We start from the raw sequence: 22,050 nt of genomic DNA on the forward strand, positions 1-22,050 counted from the left end.
TCCAGCACCAGCGACTACTCGGTCTCTATACTTTCCCAGGAAATAATAGAGATTTATAGAAAATAAAAAAATATGAAAAATATTACATTAAAAAAATGAAATGGTATCAACTTCTACTAAAACATCTATTGCCCCTTGTTTCGACAACCTTTTACAATTTAGATATAGTAGTGTAATATAAAGTAAAGGCTTACAACAATAAAAATTACTTCATTTTGATAATGAAGCGGGGGAATTTATTTGCTTCAAAACGAGAAAAAAACAAAAAATAAATTTGGGTGGAGAAGCCATTATTTTCGCAAAAATTTTGTTCTTATATTATTAATAGCTTTCATTCCTGGTTTAATTACTGGTATAGGCATTTATTGGTTTGGAGTTAGTAAAGTAGAGGATTCAATAAAGGAATTACACGAGAGCCAAATATTACAACGTGCCGAAAATATTAATGATCAATTGGATTACTTAGAGATTTCCCTTTCACATTGGGCATTTGAACCTAGATTTAACACATCTCTTATTGATCTTAATTATATACGGGAATTTCAAGAGACACGGGACATAATACGTACACTTATGGTGTTAGAGGGAAGTCATCCCCTTATTGAAAATGTGGAACTCTTTGTCGATTCAGAGGAACCGGTGATATTTCGACCTAGATATAGTGTTTTACCCGAAGATGAGTATGATTTCTACCACTCTATTTTAAAAAACCACAAAAATATTAGCTGGAATCGACTTTATCATACTATAAGTGAATCAAGTGACGATCCTACCCCTCTTGTTTTAACACACAGTATTCCAGGGAATAGCAATGATCCATTTGGATCAATTATTGTTACTTTAGATAGAGCAAGGGTAGCTGAACTAATTAAAACATTAACCCCCTATAATCAAGGAGCGACGTTTTTATTAAATGGTGATAGCCGTATATTAGTTTCTGAAAATAGTACTGGTGAAGCTACTTTTATACGTAAACTACGAGATAGAATATTAGAACAGGCAGACTCACAAGGCTCTTTTGTTTTTAATTTTGGAGAGGAAAGTTATTCTGTATCATATGGAACAATGAGAAGGATTGACTCTGATTGGACATATGTTTCAGCAGCACCAATGTCTGCAATTACTTCATCCATTGTATTTATTTCAACAACGATAATAGTTATAAGTTTAACTGGCTTAGTATTAGCTTTAATTTTATCTTGGTTTGCTTCTAAACAAATATATAGCCCAGTTGCAAAATTGGTCAAGGTACTTGATACTGAAAAATGGAATGGTGCAACGAATGAAGATGAATTTAGTTTAATAGAGAAACAGTTTGCTGAATTATCTAAGGAAAGTGATTCTTTGCAAAAAAGATTAACTACTCAATTACCTCAATTAAAAAATAGTTTTCTATTACAGCTGATTCAAGGATATTTATATCCTTATTCTGAAAAAGAACTCCATGATAGGATGCAATCTTATGGTTGGGAAATGAAAGACCATTCTTTTGTTGTAGTTGATATTCATTTATCAGGTATAAATGAATCAAAAGGCTTACTATTAAAGCAAGATGAAAGCTTGGTGGCATTTGCCCTTTCCAATATAACGGAAGAAGCTTCAGAAGCCCGGTTTAAACAGTGTAGTGTTATAAATTTTTACGATTTGTCAGCACTTTTACTCATTGTTTATCCGACTAAGAATGAAATGAGAGATGAACTTCATGAATTTTCTGAAGAAGTAATGGATGTACTAAATCGTGTGCTACAAATGCAAGTTACAGTTACCATCAGTAAGCCCGCTGACAAAATAAAACGCATCCCATATTTGTTTGAAGAGGTAAGACAAGGGAAGCGATATCGTAATTTTGAAGATGAAAATCAAATTATAGATCTTCAAATGATCGAACCAACCAATAAATATAATCAAATACATTATCCTTTCGAAATTGAAAAAGAGATTTTACAAGCTATTCGAATGGGCCAGATTAATGAATCAGAAAACCTAATTAGAGTATTTATTCAAGAGCTTACGGAAAAGGGTATAAAAGAGATTAATATACGTCCAGCAATTACTCAATTATTTGGAAGTATACAACATGAAATATTACATTCAGGAATTCATCCATATGAAATTTTTAATGGCAGAAATATGTTTGAGGAAGTAGCTCATATAGGTGAACCAGAACAAATGGTAAGCTGGTTGACAGAAGAGGTAATCTCTCCTTATATTACATCTATTGAAGGTAAAGTAAATATTGAAATGAAACAACTAGTGGAACAAGTATGTACAGTAATACAAAATCGTTATATGGAAGATATTTCACTAGAAAGCTGTGCAGATGAAGTAGCAACGAATCCATATACTTTAAGCAAATCTTTCAAAAAGGTAATAGGTGTGAACTTCATAGAATACTTAACTGATATTCGGTTAGATAAAGCGAAGGATCTCCTACTAAATACAGATATGAAGATTAATGATATCGCTGAACAAGTAGGGTATCGACATAGTTATTTTAATCGTATATTTAAAAAACATATGGGTATCCCTCCAAGTCAATATAGAAAAAAGCGTGTAGTAGATAGTACACTGCAAAAAAGAGATATGTAAAATTAATAGAGGGAGGTTTAGATTATGAATCATGGTTCGTTAGATGGTTTTATGGGTGGTTTTTATAAATTTGGTGAATACTTCATATTATTAGTTTATCTGAATCTATTATGGATTTGTTTTACAATTCTAGGAGGAGTTATCTTTGGTTGGGCACCAAGTACAACCGCAGTTTTTTCTGTTCTGAGAGAAAAAATCATGGGGAAAGACCCGTCAGTAATTAAGACGTTTTGGGGAACTTATCGTCAGGAATTTTTTAGAACGAACGGATTGGGGTTGATCATCCTTTTTGTTGCATATATGTTGTATGTTAATATTCAATTTTTCCAAGTAGAAACAGCGTGGCTATTTGTTGCTGTTCGTTACTTAATGATTGCTATTATGATTATTTCAGGGATTATGCTCATTTACATCTTTCCATTAATTGTCCATTATGAAACTAGTTTATATCGTCATATAAAAAATTCTTTGCTTATGGCAATATTCAAACCCATTCGTACCTTGTTCACGATAATTGCTTGTGTTGTAGTCTCTCAATTGTTTTTTACTTTCCCAGTGTTTATCATATTATTTGGGGTTAGTTTATTTGCACTAGTGATTATGTGGACTACTTATTATACATTTAAAATGACAGAACAAAAGCAAGAAGAGTTAACGAGTCAGGAAGTATAGTTATAAAATTTCTTACATTTACAAAAATGTCTAAATAGGACAAAGCATGCTAGCTTCTGGTCACTGTTAACCAGAATTTTAGCATGCTTTTTTACATAAAAAATGATAGAGGAAGCAGTAAATGTTATTCAACTTTGACTAAATATAATAGAAGAGCAAGAATGTATTATTGATAGAAAATTGTTATAACTGTAAGGTGTATATAGTAAATATATCTTTCAGGAAAGGATGAGTTCCATGATTCTAAATTGGCTTAATGAAAAACCAACACAACCATGGGGAGTAACGTGGGGAGTACCTTGGAAAAAAGGACATTTATGGAGTGAACAATCTATTCATCTTTCAGATACTGGAGCTAAAGAGCAGTGTTTACAGACATGGCCGATGGCATTTTGGCCTGATGGAAGTATTAAGTGGACCGGGCACGCTTCTGTTTTTCAAAATAATACGGATAGTTCTTTTCATATTTATAGTGATGATGATGTGAAATATGTGAAAGGTAAGATTATCATCGAGGAAAAGGAGAATTGCATCTTAATAAATACAGGTGGATTGACATGTAAAATAAATAAACAAGGAATGTATTTAATTGAAGAAATATCATGTAGTTCAAGAAAAGCTACTGCAAGAGGAAAACTTGTAGGTGTTTTAGAGACTAAAAGTGAGATGGAAGGTTCAACTACCTATTTACATAGCGAATTAAACAGTAAGATAAAGACAGTAGAAATTGAACAAGAAGGTCCAATCCGTTCTGTTGTAAAATTGGAAGGTGTACTATTAGAAAAGAAGAATAGTAGAGAATGCTTTCCTTTTGTTTTAAGAATGTATTTCTATTCTGGTCTAGACACAATCAAGCTAGTTCATACCTTTATTTATGATGGGGATCCCAAAAAAGATTTTATTAAAGGATTAGGTATGTCATTTTCTCAATCACTAGCAGGAGAGATGTGGAACCGAAATGTTCGTTTTTCTGGTGATGAAGGAATATTTTCAGAATCAGCACAATTACTAACCACAAGAAGATTTGCTGATGGGAGTGGCTTATTTGAAAAGCAAATTGCCGGTGAAGCAGTCCAGTTAGATAATGAGAAGCATGCACAACTGATCGAGCACGTTCAAGATGGTGCTACATGGCATGACTTCAAAATCATTCATGATTCATCTGATCATTACAAAATTTCCAAAAGAACACAGAAAGATTGTTCATGGGTTGATGCAACACATGGAAACAGAGCTAAAGGCCTCATGTATGTTGGTGATAAGACTGGAGGTCTTTCCATCGGTGTAAAGGATTTTTGGCAAAAGCATCCGTCATCTTTAGAGATTTCTGGATTAGGAAAAGATGAAACAACCATGACAGCCTGGTTTTGGTCACCAGATGGGGAAACGATGGATCTGCGACACTATGATACAAATACACATGTACTCAGTGCTTACGAAGGCTTCGATGAAATTCGAGCAACTCCTGTGGGAATTGCCAATACAACAGAAATGTATGTGAAAGTCTTTTCTAGTGTACCTACTCATAACGAACTTCTAGATTTTAATAATGCTGTTACTTCACCTCCATTGTTAATCTGTGAACCAGAGTATTATTATGAAACGAAATCTCTCGGAGTATGGAGTTTACCAGATAGAAATAATTCAGAAAAAGCTAAGCTAGAGCAGCAACTTGATCATGCAATTTCATTCTACCAACGAGAAATAGAACAACGTCGATGGTACGGGTATTGGAACTACGGTGATGTTATGCATACGTATGATCCAGTTCGACATCAATGGCGGTATGATATGGGAGGATTTGCATGGCAAAATACTGAATTGGTTCCTAATATCTGGCTATGGTATGCCTTCTTACGTTCCGGTAGACACGATATTTTTCAAATGGCAGAAGCAATGACTAGACATACAAGTGAAGTTGATTGCTATCATTTAGGTGAATATGCTGGTCTTGGTTCGAGACACAATGTTAGTCATTGGGGCTGTGGCTGTAAAGAAGCAAGGATTAGTATGGCAGGTCTCCATAAATACTATTATTTCCTAACTGCAGATGAAAGAATTAGAGATATATTAGAAGAAGTTCGCGATGCTGATTGGACTACCAAAAACTTAGACCCAATGAGAGAGTTTTATCCTCCAGATGAATATCCAACACATACTAGAGTGGGCCCAGATTGGTCTGCTTTTGTATCAAATTGGTTATGTGAATGGGAGCGAACGCAAAATCTTACTTACAAAAAGAAAATTGAAGTAGGGATAGACAATTTAAAAAGTACACCATACAGACTACTCTCTGGACCAACGTACGGCTATGATCCTGCAACTTCTAAGTTACATCATATGGGAGACGGCAGTGTTGGTGGGTATCACATGATAATATCCTTTGGTGCTCCTCAGGTATGGATGGAGTTAGCGGAACTTATTGATGATGAAGAGTGGAAAGATATGTTAGCTGAGTTCGGTGAATTTTATTTATTAAATGATGAAGAAAAAAAAGAGAGAACATTTGGAAAGATTACGGACCAATTATTTAGTTGGCCAATGTTTGCTACTGGTATGGTTGCTTATGCAGCCTCAAGAAATAATGATGAAGAACTAGCTGAAAAAGTATGGTCTATTTTATTAGATGAAGAAAATGTTCATATTCCTTATCCGTTTGTAGAGCAAAAAATTATTAACTGGAGAACGTTAGATGAAATTCCAACAATAACTACTAATATAGTTTCACAGTGGTGTTTAAATACAATTGTTGCATTGGATTTAATAGGAGAGCACTTAAAAGACCAAGAATAAGAAGTGCAAAAATGTGTTAAAAAACAAAAATGTACTAGTGAAAAGGCTTACAGTTCAGTGTTTTACGTATATATATATAAGTATTTTAGCCTATGAACAAAAAATGAATATTGTTGGAAAAATGGAAGCGTTTTATATTGAAATAGAACCACGAGCCGGTACATAAACTGAGACATTTAAGTGAAAGGAGGATCAAGAGTATTTCATCTTGATTAACATTTTGTACAATGGCTCAGTACTTAGGTTCAAAAAAATTAAATTCAGGGGGATAAGAAAAGTGAAAAAAACATCTTTACGTTTTTTAGTTCCGTTTTTCGGTTTAGTTCTTATTTTTGCACTTATCGGATGTAGTAATGACACAAATGGAAACAGTAACAGTAACAACACAAATGATTCAAGTAGTAATTCAGATTCAGATTCAGATGGTAACACAGCAAGTGATGAAAGAATGTCAGTTACGATTATGGCTCCTTCTTTTTCACCTGAAGGTTTAGATTCAGATAGTCCTGCATTAAAAGCAATTGAGGATTATACAAATATGGATATCGATCTTCAATTAGTTGCTAACTCAAATTACGATGATCGTTTTAACGTAACATTAGCATCTGGGGATTTACCTCATATTATGGTAGCTTCTAAATCTCCAAGTTTTATTAACGCTGCACGAGATGGGGCGTTCTGGGATATTACTGATTATTTAGATGACTATGAGAATCTTAGTCAAGCAAATGAAATTGTATTAAATAATACATCTATTGATGGACGTATTTATGGAGTATATCGTTCTCGTCCATTAGGAAGAAACGCAGCAACGATTAATAAAGAGTGGTTAGACAATTTAGGGTTAGAAATCCCTACAACTGTTGACGAGTTTTACGAAGTGTTAAGAGCTTTCACATATGATGATCCTAACCAATCGGGTCAAGATGATACTTACGGAATAGTAGTATCTGAGTGGGAAGGTCCTTGGAACACAATGCAAGTTTGGTTGGGAGCTCCTAACAAGTGGGGACATGACGAGGATGGTAAATTAGCACCAGATTTCATGTTTGAGGAATACCGTGAAGCACTTCGCTTCTTCAAGAAACTTTATGATGAAGGTTTAGTTAACGAAGATTTTGCAGTAATGGATTCTGGACAATGGTTTGATCCAATTGTAAGTGGAACAGCTGGTGTTGTAGTAGACGTAGCCGACCAAGCAAACCGTTTACAAAATAGAATTACAGAAAATTATACAGAAGATGACATTGTTTTAGATGTGTTTGGAGCGGTAGAAGGACCACATGGTTTACGTAACCTTCCAACAGCTGGTTATCATGGAGTATTAGCTATTTCTAAAACAGCAGTAAAAACAGAAGATGAGTTAAGAAGAGTACTAAAATTCTTAAATGATCTAAATGATGAAATTCCACAAAATCTTTCTTATAACGGTGTAGAGGGAGTTCACCATGTAGTAAACGATGGAGTACTTGATATCATTGCACAAGCAGATGGTGGAAACTTATTTGATCGTGAAGTTCGTGACTTAAACCAATTCCAAATGGCAATTCCTGAGGAGAGATTCATAAAGGCTCCACAAACTTTACTTCAACAAAGACAAGCTGAAGTAATGGAAGCTAATATGGAAATCGTTGTTGGAAATCCGGCTGAGCCATTAATTTCACCTACTTATACTGAAAGAGGACAGCAATTAGATAACATCATTGATGATGCAAGAATCATGTTTATCGTTGGTCAAATTGATGAGGATGGACTAGATGAAGCAATTGCATTATGGTTACGCTCTGGTGGAGAAGAGTATATTGCTGAAATAAATGAAGCTTATGAAATTGCTCAAGCTGCACAATAATATGATGTAGTAATAGCCAAAGAAGCAGGGGGTGAAAACCCCCCTGCTTTTCAATAAAGAAAGGAGAAAACAAATATGCCAAACGTTGAAACAAGCCAAAGTGGTCCATTACATCAAGATGAAGTTAGAAAAATATCCAAATGGCAAATGATATTAAGAGATAAGTGGCTTTATTTCTTATTGTTACCAGGCTTAGCTTGGTTTATTATTTTTAGATATGTACCAATGTGGGGAGCTTTGATTGCATTTAAGAACTATTCTCCATTTTTAGGTTTTTGGGCTAGTGATTGGGTTGGATTCACTCACTTTGAGCGATTATTCCAAAATCCCGATTTTTATCGAATACTAGAAAATACATTGATTCTAGCAGCCTATGAATTGATTTTTGTTTTCCCAGCACCAATTATTTTAGCATTAATGTTAAATGAAATTAGATTTAGCCCTTATAAGAGAACGATTCAAACGTTAGTATATATGCCAAATTTTTTGTCTTGGGTTATCGTAGCAAGTTTAACTTATGTATTTTTTACAACTAGTGGTGGGATCGTAAATGTTATTGTAGAGAACATTACAGGAAGCACTATCTTCTTTTTGGGAGATCCTGAATGGTTCCGTACGATGATCGTTGGACAGCAAATTTGGAAGAACGCTGGATTTGGTACAATTATTTTCTTAGCAGCACTTTCCAATGTTAGTAAAGAACAATATGAAGCAGCAATTGTTGATGGAGCGGGAAGATTCCGCAGAATGTGGCACGTAACATTGCCAGCAATCAGACATGTTATTGTTATTTTACTAATCCTAAATATGGGTAACTTCCTTGACCAAGGGTTTCAACAAATCTATTTAATGACAAACTCTCTTAATAGATCTGTAGCAGATGTATTTGATGTATATATCTACTTCTCTGGTATTACACAAGGTGCATTTAGTCATAGTACTGCTGTTGGTTTATTCAAAGGTGTCGTTGGTATCGTATTAATTCTAACTTCTAGATATATTGCGAAGAAGTTAAATCAAGAAACATTATTTTAATGGGAGGACATGATCATGAAATCACATAACACCCCAATGGGGCGAGTATTTGATGTGTTCAATCATATTATTTTAGCTGTCATTGCTCTTGCTATGGTTGTACCATTTATGTATGTTATAGCTGGATCTTTCGCTACCGAATCTGAATTAGCAAGAAGAGCGTTCTTTATTTTTCCAGAGACATTCTCTACTGGTGCCTATGAATATATCTTTTCAACGCCAACCTTTATTAGGAGTATTGGTGTATCCGTTTGGGTAACAATTCTCGGTACAATTGTGAGTTTATCTTTAACATTAATGATGGGTTATGCATTATCAAAATCTAGACTATTAGGAAAAAACATAGTTTTATATCTTGTTATTTTTACAATTATATTCTCAGGTGGTATGATTCCTACTTATTTACTTGTAAGAGATTTAGGCTTATTGAATTCTCTTTGGGCACTTATATTACCTATTGCTATGAACCCTATGTGGTTAATTATTGTTATTTCCTTCTTTCGTAATTTACCGCATGAATTGGAAGAATCTGCAAAAATTGATGGGGCATCAGATATCAAAATTTTCTGGAGTATCGCACTGCCATTATCTAAGCCAATTATTGCAACCTTTACTCTTTTCTATGCGGTCCAGTATTGGGGCGACTACTTTAACGCTTTATTATATATAGCGGATAATGCGAAATATCCTGTTATGTTATTATTACAAAATATAATGACAATGGCAGATGTTAGATTTGGTGATGTAGATGCACTAGTTGAACAACCAGATCAATCACTAAAACTAGCAGTAATCGTAGTTGCGACACTTCCGATTATGTGTGTATATCCTTTCTTACAAAAACATTTTGCTAAGGGTATGTTACTCGGTTCTGTAAAAGGATAATAGAAGAAAGTTAAATAGTAAGATACGGCGAAGTTACAAAATGGGCTTGATTGAAATTTTACCGTTATGAGTTAAAATCTGAGACTCTCCTGCGGATAGTCAAAAATGAATAAAGTCGTTGTTTCTTCATACGCAGAAAGGGAACGGATTTTAGCTCATATTGCAAATAATGTTAATCAAGTTTCCTATGAAAAATTAAATAAAATCTACTGAGGGGGTTATTAAAAAGTTCATTTTTATTAATCCTCTCTTCCTATTTGTATTCATAATTTTATGATAAACTCCCATGCAAGAGATAACTGACATCATACAGGTGAAAATACGTCCTTAGTTACTTTAGTAACATCAACTTTATATGGATTGCAAGGTCACGAACTTCAGTGGGAAGCAGAGTGGCGCGAGACAACATAGCGAATGGAATAATATCCAACATAATTCTTAATATTAGATAGTTTAAGTACTCTTGATAAGTTATTTTCAACGTAGACTTTTATAAAGCTAATTTTGCAAAAATAGAGAACTTTGAGATATGCCAAAAAAGCTCTCATCAAAAAAGTAGGGTTGTTGTAAATGGTTTTTTTCTTTATATTAAAAAATATAAAAGCGATTACAATCGGAATGGAGGTAGAACCAGATTGAAAATGAAAAAAAAGAAAACAACTATCTTTTTAGCAGGTGACTCCACCGTGGCTACATATCAGAAAAACCAATTCCCGATGTCTGGATGGGGCCAAATGCTCAAACCATACTTTTTGGATAAAGTTGAAATTCAAAATGAGGCATTATGTGGTAGAAGTTCGAAAAGTTTTATTGAAGAGGGAGTATTAGATAAGATTGAAGCGAATCTAGATAAAGGTGATTACCTGTTTATACAATTCGGTCACAATGACGAAAAAACGGATGATAGAGGTACTGATCCTTATACGTCATACCAATCTTCTTTATCCCAATATATCCTTAAAGCACTGGATAAGGGAGCAAATCCAATTCTATTTACACCAGTAGAGCGACGACATTTTTCAGAAGAGAATAAGTTAGCAGATACTCATGGAGAATATCCAAAAGCCATGGAACAATTAGCCGTTTTATTAGAGATTCCAATTATCGATTTACGTGAAAAAACAAAAAAATTGTTTGAATCTTTAGGAAAGGATAAATCAAAAGACTTGTTTGTTTGGCTTAAGCCAAATGAAAGTGAGAATTACCCGGATGGCATAAGTGATGATACTCATTTTAATGATAATGGAGCTAAACAAGTTGCAAGTCTAGTTGTGGAGGGCCTGAAGGAATTACAGCTTCCGTTGACAGAATATTTAAAGGACTTCAATGAGAACAACAAAGCTTAGAATGAATGGATTATACAAGAAAACTACTAGTGGAGAAAAAATGAGCACTTAGAGTTAAATTAACTATGCTTTTCTCCTCTTTGTGATGTGGAGTGATATGATGGAAAGTTATTTTCATATAAATGATAGTATTTATTCTAAATTACAAGATAATGTGGAAGAAGTTTTGTCTATTATTTCAAATCGTTATATTGGATGTAACCCACCGCATCCGGTTGTCTATCGTGTATTTAATAAAGACGGATTAACTAGATTAAAAGATTATCGATATCATTTCAATTTTGGTGAAAAGTTCCCAGAATGTAAGGATGGGCAATATGTCTATGCCTGGGGGAAAATGTGGCAAGATAAGGAAGCGCAATGTATGTTTGCAGTGAACTGCTACGGGCCAGTTCACCTATATGTGAATGGTGATTTAGCATATAAATCTACAATAGTAGAAGAATTAGACCCTAGTAAAAAAGTAGGCTTTCGCTTAACGCTAAAAAAAGGATGGAATCATTTTGTCTTACGTTTTGTAAAAACAACCTCTGGTATAGGTGGGGAATTTGGCACAGGTTCATTCAAAAGACATCCCATGCACTTCTTATCACCAACCATAGAACGAGATGGTCAAGAAGGATGGATTTTTACGGAGCCTCTTGATCATCCTTTGGAAAAAATTCCTATGGAAACATTGGAGCAAGGGGATACGACAAACTGGCTACCAGAAACGAAATGGACAGATAATACTCCCGCCACACAAATATCAAAAATCTATGGTTATTATGAAAAATCATATGCACTAGCGTGGGCGAAGTTGAATGTTACTAACGTTTCACATAAAGAAGTAGTCTTAAAGGGAATTGCTAATGGAGGAATGGCTGTATTCATTGATGACCAAGAAGTGTTTTCTACAGATTTAAGTGGAAATGTTGAAGTAAAGCTGGAGTTATCATATGGCAAATACGATATTATGGTGAAATCCGTTTGTGAAGGATCCGAGTGGGGATTCCAACTAGATTCAAATGATGAAACAGTTACATTGGAGGTTCCTCATCCAATAAAAGGAAGCGATAGTCCTTGGTTATATGTAGGTCCATTTCATATTGATGATAAAATTGATTTTTCAAAGGTTAAAGAAATAGAAGCATTGAAAGATGGTATAGAGGGGAAAACATATTATCGCCTCGAACAACCAAATACAGCATTACGACCATATCTAGAAAATAATTTATTTGGTAAATGGGATTATCCATTAGGGGTTACACTTTATGGATTAATTCAAACAGGTAAAGAGTTAAATAGAGAAGATATTGTAAATTATACAAAGAATCATATTGAAACTAGTACTTCCTTATATCAGTACTCACTATGGGATAAGGAACAGTATGGTGCTGCAGGTGTAAATAATCAACTTTCCGCTATTGATAGTTTAGATGATTGTGGTTCCTTTGGTGCTACTATGTTACTTTCTGCCGAAACAGAGACAATAAAAGACCATTCTATCATTGCAGATGATATTGCTAATCACATTACAAATATACAAGATAGATTGGAAGATGGAACACTTTATCGAAGATTTGGTAGTGTGGGTTTTATGAAGGATACGATTTGGTGTGATGATCTTTATATGAGCACCCCGTTTTTATGTCGTTATTATAGAAACACAGGTGATATTTCGTATTTAGATGATGCTGTAAATCAATTTCTTCGATATAAAGAGCTTATGTATATTCCTGAGCTAAAAATCATGTCTCATGTATATGATTTTAAATTTAATACAGCCACAAATGTGCCATGGGGGCGTGGGAATGGGTGGGTAATCTTCTCATTATCAGAGTTACTCGAGGTACTCCCGGAAAATCATGAAAGACGGCCTGAACTATTAACATTTTTCCGTGAACTATCAGAAGGCTTCTTACAACTTCAAGGAAAAAATGGTATGTGGCACCAAGTATTAACAGATTCAGAATCTTATGAAGAGACATCTTGTACATCCATGTTTATTTATGCTTATTCCCGTGGTCTGCGTTTTGGATGGTTAGAAGATAAGGAAAGATATATTCAATCAGTTCTTCGTGGATGGGAAGGGATGGCTAAGATAGCGATAGATAAACTCGGTAATGTTTACGGAGTTTGTCAAGGTTCTGGATATTCTTTCACAGGAGATTACTATAAAAACGATCTAACATGGATATTGAATGATACACATGGAACAGGAATTGTATTACTAGCAGGAATAGAAACGGCGAAATTTAAAAAATGGTTAAAAGTAAAACATACGGAAAACAAAGTAGGAAGCTAAGTTATGCTTCCTACTTTGCTAAAGAGACAAAAGGTTGGTGAATGAGTTGGAGAAGTTAAAAGGGGAATTTATAAACCCATCAGAAGAATTTACACCCATTCCTTTTTGGTTTTGGAATGGACACTTAACAGAGAAAGAAATAGTAAAGCAAATACACGATTTTTATGATAAAGGTGTTATGGGCTTTGTACTTCACCCTCGACTGGGGATCCCGAAAGAGATAGAGTATTTATCAGATATATTCATGGAGCTTGTGCATGTGGCAGTTAGTGAAGCGAAGAAGCTAGGTATGACGGTGATTTTATATGACGAGGGAATGTACCCCTCTGGATCGGCTAATGGTCAAGTAGTAAGAGAGAATCCAAAGTTTGCAAGCCGTGGATTGAAAATGGTAGAACACCCTTGTAAAGTAGGTGAAAATCAAGTCAAAATTGAACTTTTAGACGATGAGGAAATTGTATCCATTCAAGCAGTGGAAAAAATAACAGATACTTCGATTAAACCGAGTAATACCGTTTTACTGCAAGAAAACAATGGCAAGGTAGCATTTACTCCACCAAACAGTTCAAATTGGTCCATTTTATTGTTTGTTGAAACGTACTCAAAAGGAACGATTCGTGGAATTCACTATGGAGAAGATGATGGAGAGGAAAATGCACCTGCTTCCTCTGATTTGTTGAATCCGGAGGCGGTAAACACTTATATCCGATTAACTCATGATAAATATTACTCTGTTCTAAAGGATTTCTTTGGTTCTACTGTTATTGCGATGTTTACGGATGAGCCTGATATGCTGGGAAGAAATTCATTACCAAACTTAAAGCCTTGGACTAGAGACTTTCTAGCTTATTATACTAGTGCAGGCAATGAAGAAGTGAATTTACCAGCATTATGGTTTGATGCAGGTGCTCATGGAGAAGAAGTAAGGAAATTGTACCGCAAAACAATAAATCAAAGGCTAACAGAAGCTTACTATAAACCAATAAGCGATTGGTGTAGTACTCATGGAATTTCCCTAACCGGACATCCTGCAGCAAGTGATGATATCGGATTGCTAGAGTATTTTCAGATACCAGGACAGGATGTTGTATGGAGATGGGTTGCTCCTGAGAAAAACTTAGGGATTGAAGGGCATCATTCTACTGCAGGAAAATGTTCTTCGGATGCAGCAAGACATAGAGGTAGAAGAAGAAACTTAAATGAAGTTTTAGGAGTTTGTGGAATTGATAATAGTTGGAATTTAAGTGCTGGCGACATGAAATGGTATTTCGATTGGTTATTGATTCGAGGGGTAAACCTAATATCGCCTCATGCATTCTATTATTCTATAGAAGGAAAAAGTAGAAGCCATGAAAGACCACCTGATGTAGGCAGAAACAATAGCTGGTGGCCATACTATAAACAGTTTGCACAGTATATTAAACGGATGAGCTGGATCATGACAGATAGTGTAAATACGACAGAGATCGCTGTATTGTGTGAAGAGGATCATTTGCCTTGGAAAATTGTAAAGCCATTATTTGAAAATCAAATAGAGTTTAATTATCTGGAAGAATCATTGTTTTTAACGGAAACGAAAACGAATCAAGGGAAACTAGTGATATCAGAACAACAATATACAACAATCCTTGTTGAAGATACAAAGCATTTGGAAACGGAGGTTATTACGGCATTAGAGCGATTTATTGATGAAGGCGGCCTTGTAATAACTTTGGAAAATACTGGGGTAAATAAGATAAAAGGATCTTTGTTAATTTCCGCTGAATCTGAAATCATCTCTGTTCTAGATCGGCAACGAGAACGCCAGGTTGTTCTTTCCCCAAGTAATAAAGATATAAGGATAAGTAAAGTAGTGAAATCAGATAAAACTTTTTATGTAGTGGTGAATGAAGGGGAAGAGAATTATGAAGGAAATCTCTCTATTTCAGAAGTAGGCATGGTAGAGAAATGGGATGCATGGAAGGGCACTATTAACGAAGTTGGAGTGCAAAAATTTGGTGATAGTATTGCAGTTCCAATGAAGTTGAATCGAAGAGAATCAATTATTTATAGTATAGAGATGAACGAAAATCCAGAACTTCTAGGAAATGAGACTCTATTGTCTGATGTTAAAAGAATGGAAATAAATGAAGATTGGAAAATCTCTCATGCACCGATTGGGAAAAAAAGTTTGCAATCATGGACAGAGTGGAAAGGCATGGAACATTTTTCAGGTTCTGTCACGTATGAGACTTCGTTTACTCTAAACAAAGAGGAATTACAATACACCCCAATATTAGACCTAGGCGATGTTTATGAAATTGCAGATGTTACCATAAACGGAGTAAATATTGGAGTAAAAATGTGGGCCCCGTATGAGTTTCAACTACAAGAAAATTTACTTAAAATAGGAGAGAATACTCTTCATATGAAAGTAATCAATAACAAAGCAAATGAAATGGATGAAGTATCACTAAAGTCGGGATTATTAGGACCAGTTTCCCTTAACCTTAAGTAAGGTTTCTGAAATGTAATTTTATTAATACTCTACCCGAGTGAAGATACATACAGGGAAGAATATGCACGAAGAGGCAGAATGAAAACACGATATGGGTCATCTTGATAATCTTCCCTATATATGGAATTAACGTAGGTCCGCGAACTCCTGTGAGAAGCAGAGCAACGGTTAGCCACCGCAGCTCCCCACAGGAAAGGGAGTGGGCAGTAGCGAATGGAATAGAAACCAACAATATTAGGAATACTAGATAAGTTAACCACCAATTGATATTACCTATTTTCAGGGTAAACTCTATAAACGGAAATGAAAGGAGAAAATCATGAGATATAGAAAATTTGAGGTAGAAAAACTATTATATAATAACCCTCTATCAAACGATAAACATGTAAAAGATTGGATCTTGGAAGGAAAAGCAAAAATTTCATTTAAAGAAGACAAACTACATTTACAAAACGAGTTAGATCCAGAAATACATGGTGATAACGCCCATTGGGTATATTGGGCCCCTAAAGATTTTCCTGATAAGATTATGATAGAATGGGAGTTCTATCCCATTGAAGAACCAGGATTATGTATGATATTTTTTGCTGCAAAGGGAGAGAATGATCTAGATTTATTTGATTCATCTCTTCCAAAGCGGGAAGGGAAATATCCTCAATACCATTCTGGATCTATTGATACGTTACATTTATCATATTTTCGTCATAAATGGGAAGATGAGAGAGCATTTAGAACGTGTAATTTAAGGAAAAGTAAAGGTTTTCACTTAGTTGCACATGGTGCCGACCCTTTACCTCCAGTAGAAGATGCAAGACCACCTTATTTTTTGAAGCTAATCAAATATGAAGGAATTGTTCAATTTTCAATTAATGAGCTCCCTGTTTTAGAATGGGAAGATGATGGTGAAACATATGGTCCTATTTATAGTGGCGGAAAAATAGGGTTCAGACAAATGGCACCAATGAAAGCAGCGTATGCTAACTTAAAGATTTCACAAGTTACGTTAGTAGATTAATTTTTTGTACTTTAAAAATGTTTCCCTTCACAAAGGATGAAAGTGTAAGGAAAAGTTTCAGGAGTGTGTATTCACTATAAAGGGAAAGTAGATTAATAAGTAACAAAGTAGTATTATAGTAGAATACTACACACGGAAGGACTTTCTCGATGAGTAGTCCTTTTGATTTTTCCTAGAAAGTTTCCGTGATAAGAGGGCGCCTTGCGCTTTTCCTTATGAATAAATCTTTGGTGGTGTCGAAATGGCAATTTTTTTAAACGTAGTATTACCAGTTCTGCTGGTGTTCTTTACAGGGTACCTAGTACAACTGTGGAAAAAGATCGATATTAAGCCGATATCAACAGCAGCGATATATATCATGACACCAACTCTTGTTTTTCGTACTTTTTATACTGCAGAAATTAATGTTCAATATTTATACATGATTATTTTCTGTTGTATGCTTTTATTTGCACTTATTATTATCAATAAAATATATAGTAAAATAAGGAAATACCCTACAGACTTAGAGAGTGGATTAATTTTATCAACGGCTTTTATGAATTCTGGTAATTATGGAGCACCTATTATCTTGTTTGCTTATGGAGAAGCGGGCTTTGTTTACGCAATTATCTTTATGGTTTTACAGGCAATGATCATGAACTTCTTTGGTGTTTACTATGCAGCAAAGGGCCGAGCAGGTATACGTACATCCTTGAAAATGGTATTTAAAATGCCAGCAACCTACGCTTTATTAGTGGCAGTTTTTATTCGAGTCTTTGACCTTTCTTTACCTGGTAATCTGTTTATGACAATTGATATTATTGCAGAAGCTACAATTCCAACTGTCATGATTATTTTAGGGATGCAATTAGCAAAGATAAAGTGGGGAAATTTTGAATGGGGAAAAGTATCATACGGTGTGTTTGTCCGTCTTATTATCTCACCAATTATTGCATGGGGCATAACTTTACTTCTACCTTTAGATCCATTATTAACAAAAGTAGTTATCGTATTAGCGGCAACTCCATCCGCAGCGACGATTGTCATGTATGCTATAGAATTTAATTCGAAGCCAAGATTAGTTTCTAGCATTACACTAATATCAACATTACTCAGTATCATTACCATTACATTATTGCTTGCAATCTTAGGATAAATAAAAATATAAAAGACGGTATCTTACTTTAAAGTAAGGTACCGTTTTTACATTGCTCTCGATAATACGTATTTTCAGTAGACCTCCATGCAAGTAAAAATTTGCACCATGATGGATCAAAATACTTTATTAGATATATTAGTAACAATAACTGTATATGCAATGAGCACATGTCCACGAACTCCAGTGGGAAGCAGAGCAGAGGCAAGACACCGCAGCGACGTAGTCGCGGAGGGGGCTCGGCAACTCCCCACAGGAAAGGAGTGGACTGGAGCGAATGGAATATTAACCAACAAAATTTGTAATACTAGATTAGTTTGACTACCATGAACCCATGTATTTTCAGTAGACCTCCATGCAAGTGAAAATTTGCATCATGGTGGATCAAATACTTTATTAGATATATTAGTAACAATAACTGTATATGCAATGAGCGCAGGTCCACGAACTCCAGTGGGAAGCAGAGTAGGGGCGAGACACCGCAGCGACGGAGTCGTGAGGAGGCTCGGCAACTCCCCACAGGAAAGGAGTGGACTGGAGCGAATGGAATATTAACCAACAAAATTTGTAATACTAGATTAGTTTGACTACCATGAACCCATGTATTTTCAGGGTAGACTTTATCAACGATTTACTAAATATATATAGCCAATAATATGTTTTATAAAAGCGATTTCAAAAAAAATAAAAAATAAACAAAAATGTATTCAAACACAAACAAAAATATGTTACCCTATACATACGGAACTAATCAAAAACAAAACAAAATTTAACTGGGGGAAATACCATGGTAAAAAACTTATGGAATGCATCTGAAGCAGGAAAGCTAGAATCAGGTCTTAGTGAACTTGTTTATCGTTCAAACTTAATCGGATCTGATCGTGCTGTTTGTAACTGGGGTGGCGGTAATACGTCAATGAAAACAATCGAAAAAGACTTCCGTGGGAGAGACATAGAAGTAATGTGGGTAAAGGGAAGTGGATCTGACCTTGCTACAATGGGTGCAAAAAACTTCACAGGTTTAAACATGGAAGATATTCGTCCTTTGATAGAAAGAGACGAAATGCCTGATGAAGAGATGGTTGCCTATTTATCACATTGTATGATTGATAGTAAACATCCACGAGCATCAATCGAAACACTATTGCACGCTTTCTTACCATTTAAACATGTTGACCATACACATCCAGACGCAATTATTAGCTTGTGCTGTGCGGATAATGGAAAACAGCTTGCGGAAGAAATCTTCGGAAACCGTTTTGTATGGGTACCATACATACGTCCAGGGTTTACATTATCAAAAATGATTGCAGAAGGTGTTAAAAATAACCCTAATGCAGATTTAGTTTTAATGGAGAAGCATGGTCTTGTAGTATGGGGTGATACTGCAGAAGAAAGCTATAATAAAACAATCTCTGTTATTAATGAAGCAGAAGAGTTTATAAATTCAAAAGCAAAAGGCGATTCCACATTTGGTGGTCAAAAATATACATCATTGTCAGAAGAAGAGCGTAAAGAAGTGTTAGCTGAAGTTATGCCAGTTATTCGTGGACAAGTTTTTGCAGAAAAATCAATGATTTTAACATATGATGATAACGATGAAGTTTTACAGTTTGTAAACAGTAAAGACGCAAAGGAATTATCTCAAGTTGGTGCAGCTTGTCCTGACCACTTAGTTCATACGAAAAGAGTTCCATTATACATTGAGTGGGATCCTTCTACAAAAGATGTTAAATCTCTAATTCAAAGTATTAAAGATGGTGTAGAAGTTTATAAAGAAGAATATAAAGCGTATTTCGAAAGAAACAAAAATGAAGGCGATGTAATGTTTGAACCAGCGCCACGAGTTATTTTAATTCCTGGACTTGGTATGGTGAACACTGGTAAAAACTTAACGATGGCAAATGTAAGTGGCGCTCTTTACAATCGTGCAGTTCAAGTAATGAAAGGTTCTACTGCTCTAGGAGATTTTGTATCTCTTAATGAAAATGAGTCATATGAAATTGAATACTGGCCATTAGAGCTTTATAAATTATCTTTAGCACCAGCTGAAGCGGAGTTTTCACGAAAGGTAGCTCTAGTAACTGGTGGTGCAGGTGGAATTGGTAGTGAAACTTGCCGTACATTCGTATCTGACGGTGCACACGTAGTTGTTACAGACTTGAACCTTGAAGGTGCACAAAAAGTGGCACAAGAACTAAATGAAGAATTTGGTGAAGGTCGTGCGATTGCAGTAAAAATGGACGTAACTAGTGAAGATGATATTATTGCTGCATTCAAACAAGCGGCTCTAACTTATGGTGGTGTGGATACAATTGTAAATAATGCAGGTCTTGCAACATCAAGTCCACTTGAAGAGACAACATTAAAAGAGTGGAACTTAAATATGAACGTACTAGGTACTGGTTACTTCTTAGTTGCTAGAGAAGCGTTTAAGCAAATGAAGGAACAAGGTACTGGAGGAAGTATGGTATTTGTAGGTTCGAAAAACTCTGTATATGCAGGGAAAAACGCTTCTGCATATAGCTCGGTAAAAGCATTGGAGGCTCATTTAGCTAGATGTATTGCAGCAGAAGGTGGACAATACGGAATCCGTGTAAACACAGTTCTACCAGATGCAGTATTACAAGGGTCAGCAATATGGGGTTCAAGCTGGAGAGAAGAAAGAGCTGCAGCTTATGGAATTGAGCCAGACCAATTAGAGGAACACTATCGTAAGAGAACGACACTACTAGTAAATATCTTACCAAAGGATATTGCAGAATCAATTGCATTCCTTGCATCTTCTAAATCGGATAAAACAACAGGTTGTATGATCACTGTTGATGGTGGAGTTCCAGCAGCGTTTACAAGATAATAAATAAAAAATATAGTATCTATTAAATAATGAGAGGGTGTCTCAAAAGTAAAAATATGAGACACCCTTCCTTTTCTTATATACATGGATGTTTTTTGAAAAATTATATAGTTGTGGGTAAGCAAGCATGCCAATCCAATGGCAGAGGGAGCGATCTACAGCGATTGTAGAAACTAAAAACATGCTATATATAAGAAACGAAATATTAATTATGAAAATTATGTGAAAATTTATATGTTTGCAAAAGTATAGTAGAAAGTCGGATTCAAATAAAATCAATAAAATGTATGATAAAAAAGAAGGAAGGTTTTGATCATGTTAGCTGAAGAACGATATAAAAAAATTGTTGAAATTGTGAATGAAAGGGGGAGCATTCGGGTTTCAGAGCTAAGCCAAATTTTTTCAGTTACGGAAGAAACAATTCGAAGAGATCTAGCGAAACTTGAAGGGGAAGAAAAGCTTATTCGTAGTCACGGAGGAGCAGTGTCAACAGGTGAAAAACAACCGGAACTTTCTTATTCAACTCGTGAAATAATGAATGTGGAAGAAAAGAAGAAAATAGCTTTAGAGACAATTAATCATATATCACCAAACGATCGTATTTTTTTAGATGCTAGTACAACAGCATGGTACACAGCATCCATCATTCCTAATATTCCGTTAACAGTATTAACAAATTCGTTAAAGGTAGCGTTGGAGCTTGTAGAGAAGGATAAAATTGAGGTGATTTCTATTGGAGGAACCCTTAGTCAACGTTCTCTATCATTTATTGGTCCTTTAGCGGAGATGTCTCTAGATGCCTATTTCGTAGATAAAGCATTCATTTCTTGTAAAGGCGTTCATTTGAAAAGAGGTATTAGTGATTCAATCGAATTACAAGCAAAAATAAAACAAAAAGTAATCAACCTTTCTGACAAAGTGTATTTAATGGCTGATGCAAGTAAATTTGGTGTACAAGCTTTAAAGAAAATTAGCTCATTTGAATGTATTGATAATGTAATTACAAATAAAGGTATTGACCAAACAGTTATCAATGAGTTAAAAGAAATAGGTGTTAGTGTTTTTTTAGCAAATAGCTAATAGGTGT

Annotated in this window: 15 protein-coding genes; all 15 read left to right on the plus strand. The window is 35.0% G+C overall.

The window, feature by feature from the left end; translation table 11 throughout:
- Window positions 1–240: 240 nt before the first annotated feature.
- The 15 genes from ACERII_RS11280 to ACERII_RS11350 all read left to right on the plus strand — a co-directional run bounded on the left by ACERII_RS11280 (window position 241) and on the right by ACERII_RS11350 (window position 22,043).
- Window positions 241–2,589, plus strand: a complete 2,349-nt coding sequence (locus tag ACERII_RS11280; protein ID WP_373642417.1) for an AraC family transcriptional regulator — start codon at window positions 241–243, stop codon at window positions 2,587–2,589.
- Between the two features lie 24 nt (window positions 2,590–2,613).
- The gene (locus tag ACERII_RS11285; protein WP_373642419.1) at window positions 2,614–3,261 is read left to right on the plus strand and encodes a YesL family protein; all 648 of its coding nucleotides are present in this window, start codon (window positions 2,614–2,616) and stop codon (window positions 3,259–3,261) included.
- 237 nt (window positions 3,262–3,498) lie between these two features.
- Window positions 3,499–6,054 carry an exo-rhamnogalacturonan lyase family protein gene (locus ACERII_RS11290; protein ID WP_373642420.1) on the plus strand — a complete coding sequence of 852 codons (2,556 nt, stop codon included), beginning with the start codon at window positions 3,499–3,501 and terminating at the stop codon, window positions 6,052–6,054.
- Window positions 6,055–6,067: 13 nt separating this feature from the next.
- A complete protein-coding gene (locus ACERII_RS11295; protein WP_373642421.1) occupies window positions 6,068–6,220 on the plus strand; it encodes a hypothetical protein in 153 nt (50 codons plus the stop codon).
- A gap of 111 nt (window positions 6,221–6,331) precedes the next feature.
- Complete coding sequence (locus ACERII_RS11300; protein WP_373642422.1) at window positions 6,332–7,903, plus strand: extracellular solute-binding protein; 1,572 nt, start codon at window positions 6,332–6,334, stop codon at window positions 7,901–7,903.
- A gap of 75 nt (window positions 7,904–7,978) precedes the next feature.
- Complete coding sequence (locus ACERII_RS11305; protein WP_373642423.1) at window positions 7,979–8,938, plus strand: ABC transporter permease; 960 nt, start codon at window positions 7,979–7,981, stop codon at window positions 8,936–8,938.
- 9 nt (window positions 8,939–8,947) lie between these two features.
- Complete coding sequence (locus tag ACERII_RS11310) at window positions 8,948–9,823, plus strand: carbohydrate ABC transporter permease (protein ID WP_373642425.1); 876 nt, start codon at window positions 8,948–8,950, stop codon at window positions 9,821–9,823.
- Window positions 9,824–10,464: 641 nt separating this feature from the next.
- The gene (locus ACERII_RS11315) at window positions 10,465–11,169 is read left to right on the plus strand and encodes a rhamnogalacturonan acetylesterase (protein WP_373642482.1); all 705 of its coding nucleotides are present in this window, start codon (window positions 10,465–10,467) and stop codon (window positions 11,167–11,169) included.
- A gap of 100 nt (window positions 11,170–11,269) precedes the next feature.
- Entirely contained in the window at window positions 11,270–13,456 is a 2,187-nt protein-coding gene (locus ACERII_RS11320) for a glycoside hydrolase family 88/105 protein (RefSeq protein WP_373642426.1), read from the plus strand.
- 37 nt (window positions 13,457–13,493) lie between these two features.
- Window positions 13,494–15,953, plus strand: a complete 2,460-nt coding sequence (locus tag ACERII_RS11325; protein WP_373642483.1) for a glycosylhydrolase-like jelly roll fold domain-containing protein — start codon at window positions 13,494–13,496, stop codon at window positions 15,951–15,953.
- Window positions 15,954–16,272: 319 nt separating this feature from the next.
- The gene (locus ACERII_RS11330) at window positions 16,273–16,968 is read left to right on the plus strand and encodes a DUF1961 family protein (protein ID WP_373642428.1); all 696 of its coding nucleotides are present in this window, start codon (window positions 16,273–16,275) and stop codon (window positions 16,966–16,968) included.
- A gap of 241 nt (window positions 16,969–17,209) precedes the next feature.
- Complete coding sequence (locus ACERII_RS11335) at window positions 17,210–18,106, plus strand: AEC family transporter (RefSeq protein ID WP_373642430.1); 897 nt, start codon at window positions 17,210–17,212, stop codon at window positions 18,104–18,106.
- 87 nt (window positions 18,107–18,193) lie between these two features.
- On the plus strand, window positions 18,194–18,427 hold the full coding sequence (locus ACERII_RS11340; protein ID WP_373642432.1) for a hypothetical protein: 234 nt from the start codon (window positions 18,194–18,196) through the stop codon (window positions 18,425–18,427).
- A 466-nt stretch (window positions 18,428–18,893) separates the two neighbouring features.
- On the plus strand, window positions 18,894–20,963 hold the full coding sequence (locus ACERII_RS11345; protein ID WP_373642434.1) for a bifunctional aldolase/short-chain dehydrogenase: 2,070 nt from the start codon (window positions 18,894–18,896) through the stop codon (window positions 20,961–20,963).
- A gap of 315 nt (window positions 20,964–21,278) precedes the next feature.
- Complete coding sequence (locus ACERII_RS11350) at window positions 21,279–22,043, plus strand: DeoR/GlpR family DNA-binding transcription regulator (RefSeq protein WP_373642435.1); 765 nt, start codon at window positions 21,279–21,281, stop codon at window positions 22,041–22,043.
- Window positions 22,044–22,050 lie beyond the last annotated feature (7 nt).

The organism is Evansella sp. AB-rgal1, assembly GCF_041820985.1.
GTDB lineage: Bacteria > Bacillota > Bacilli > Bacillales > Salisediminibacteriaceae > Evansella.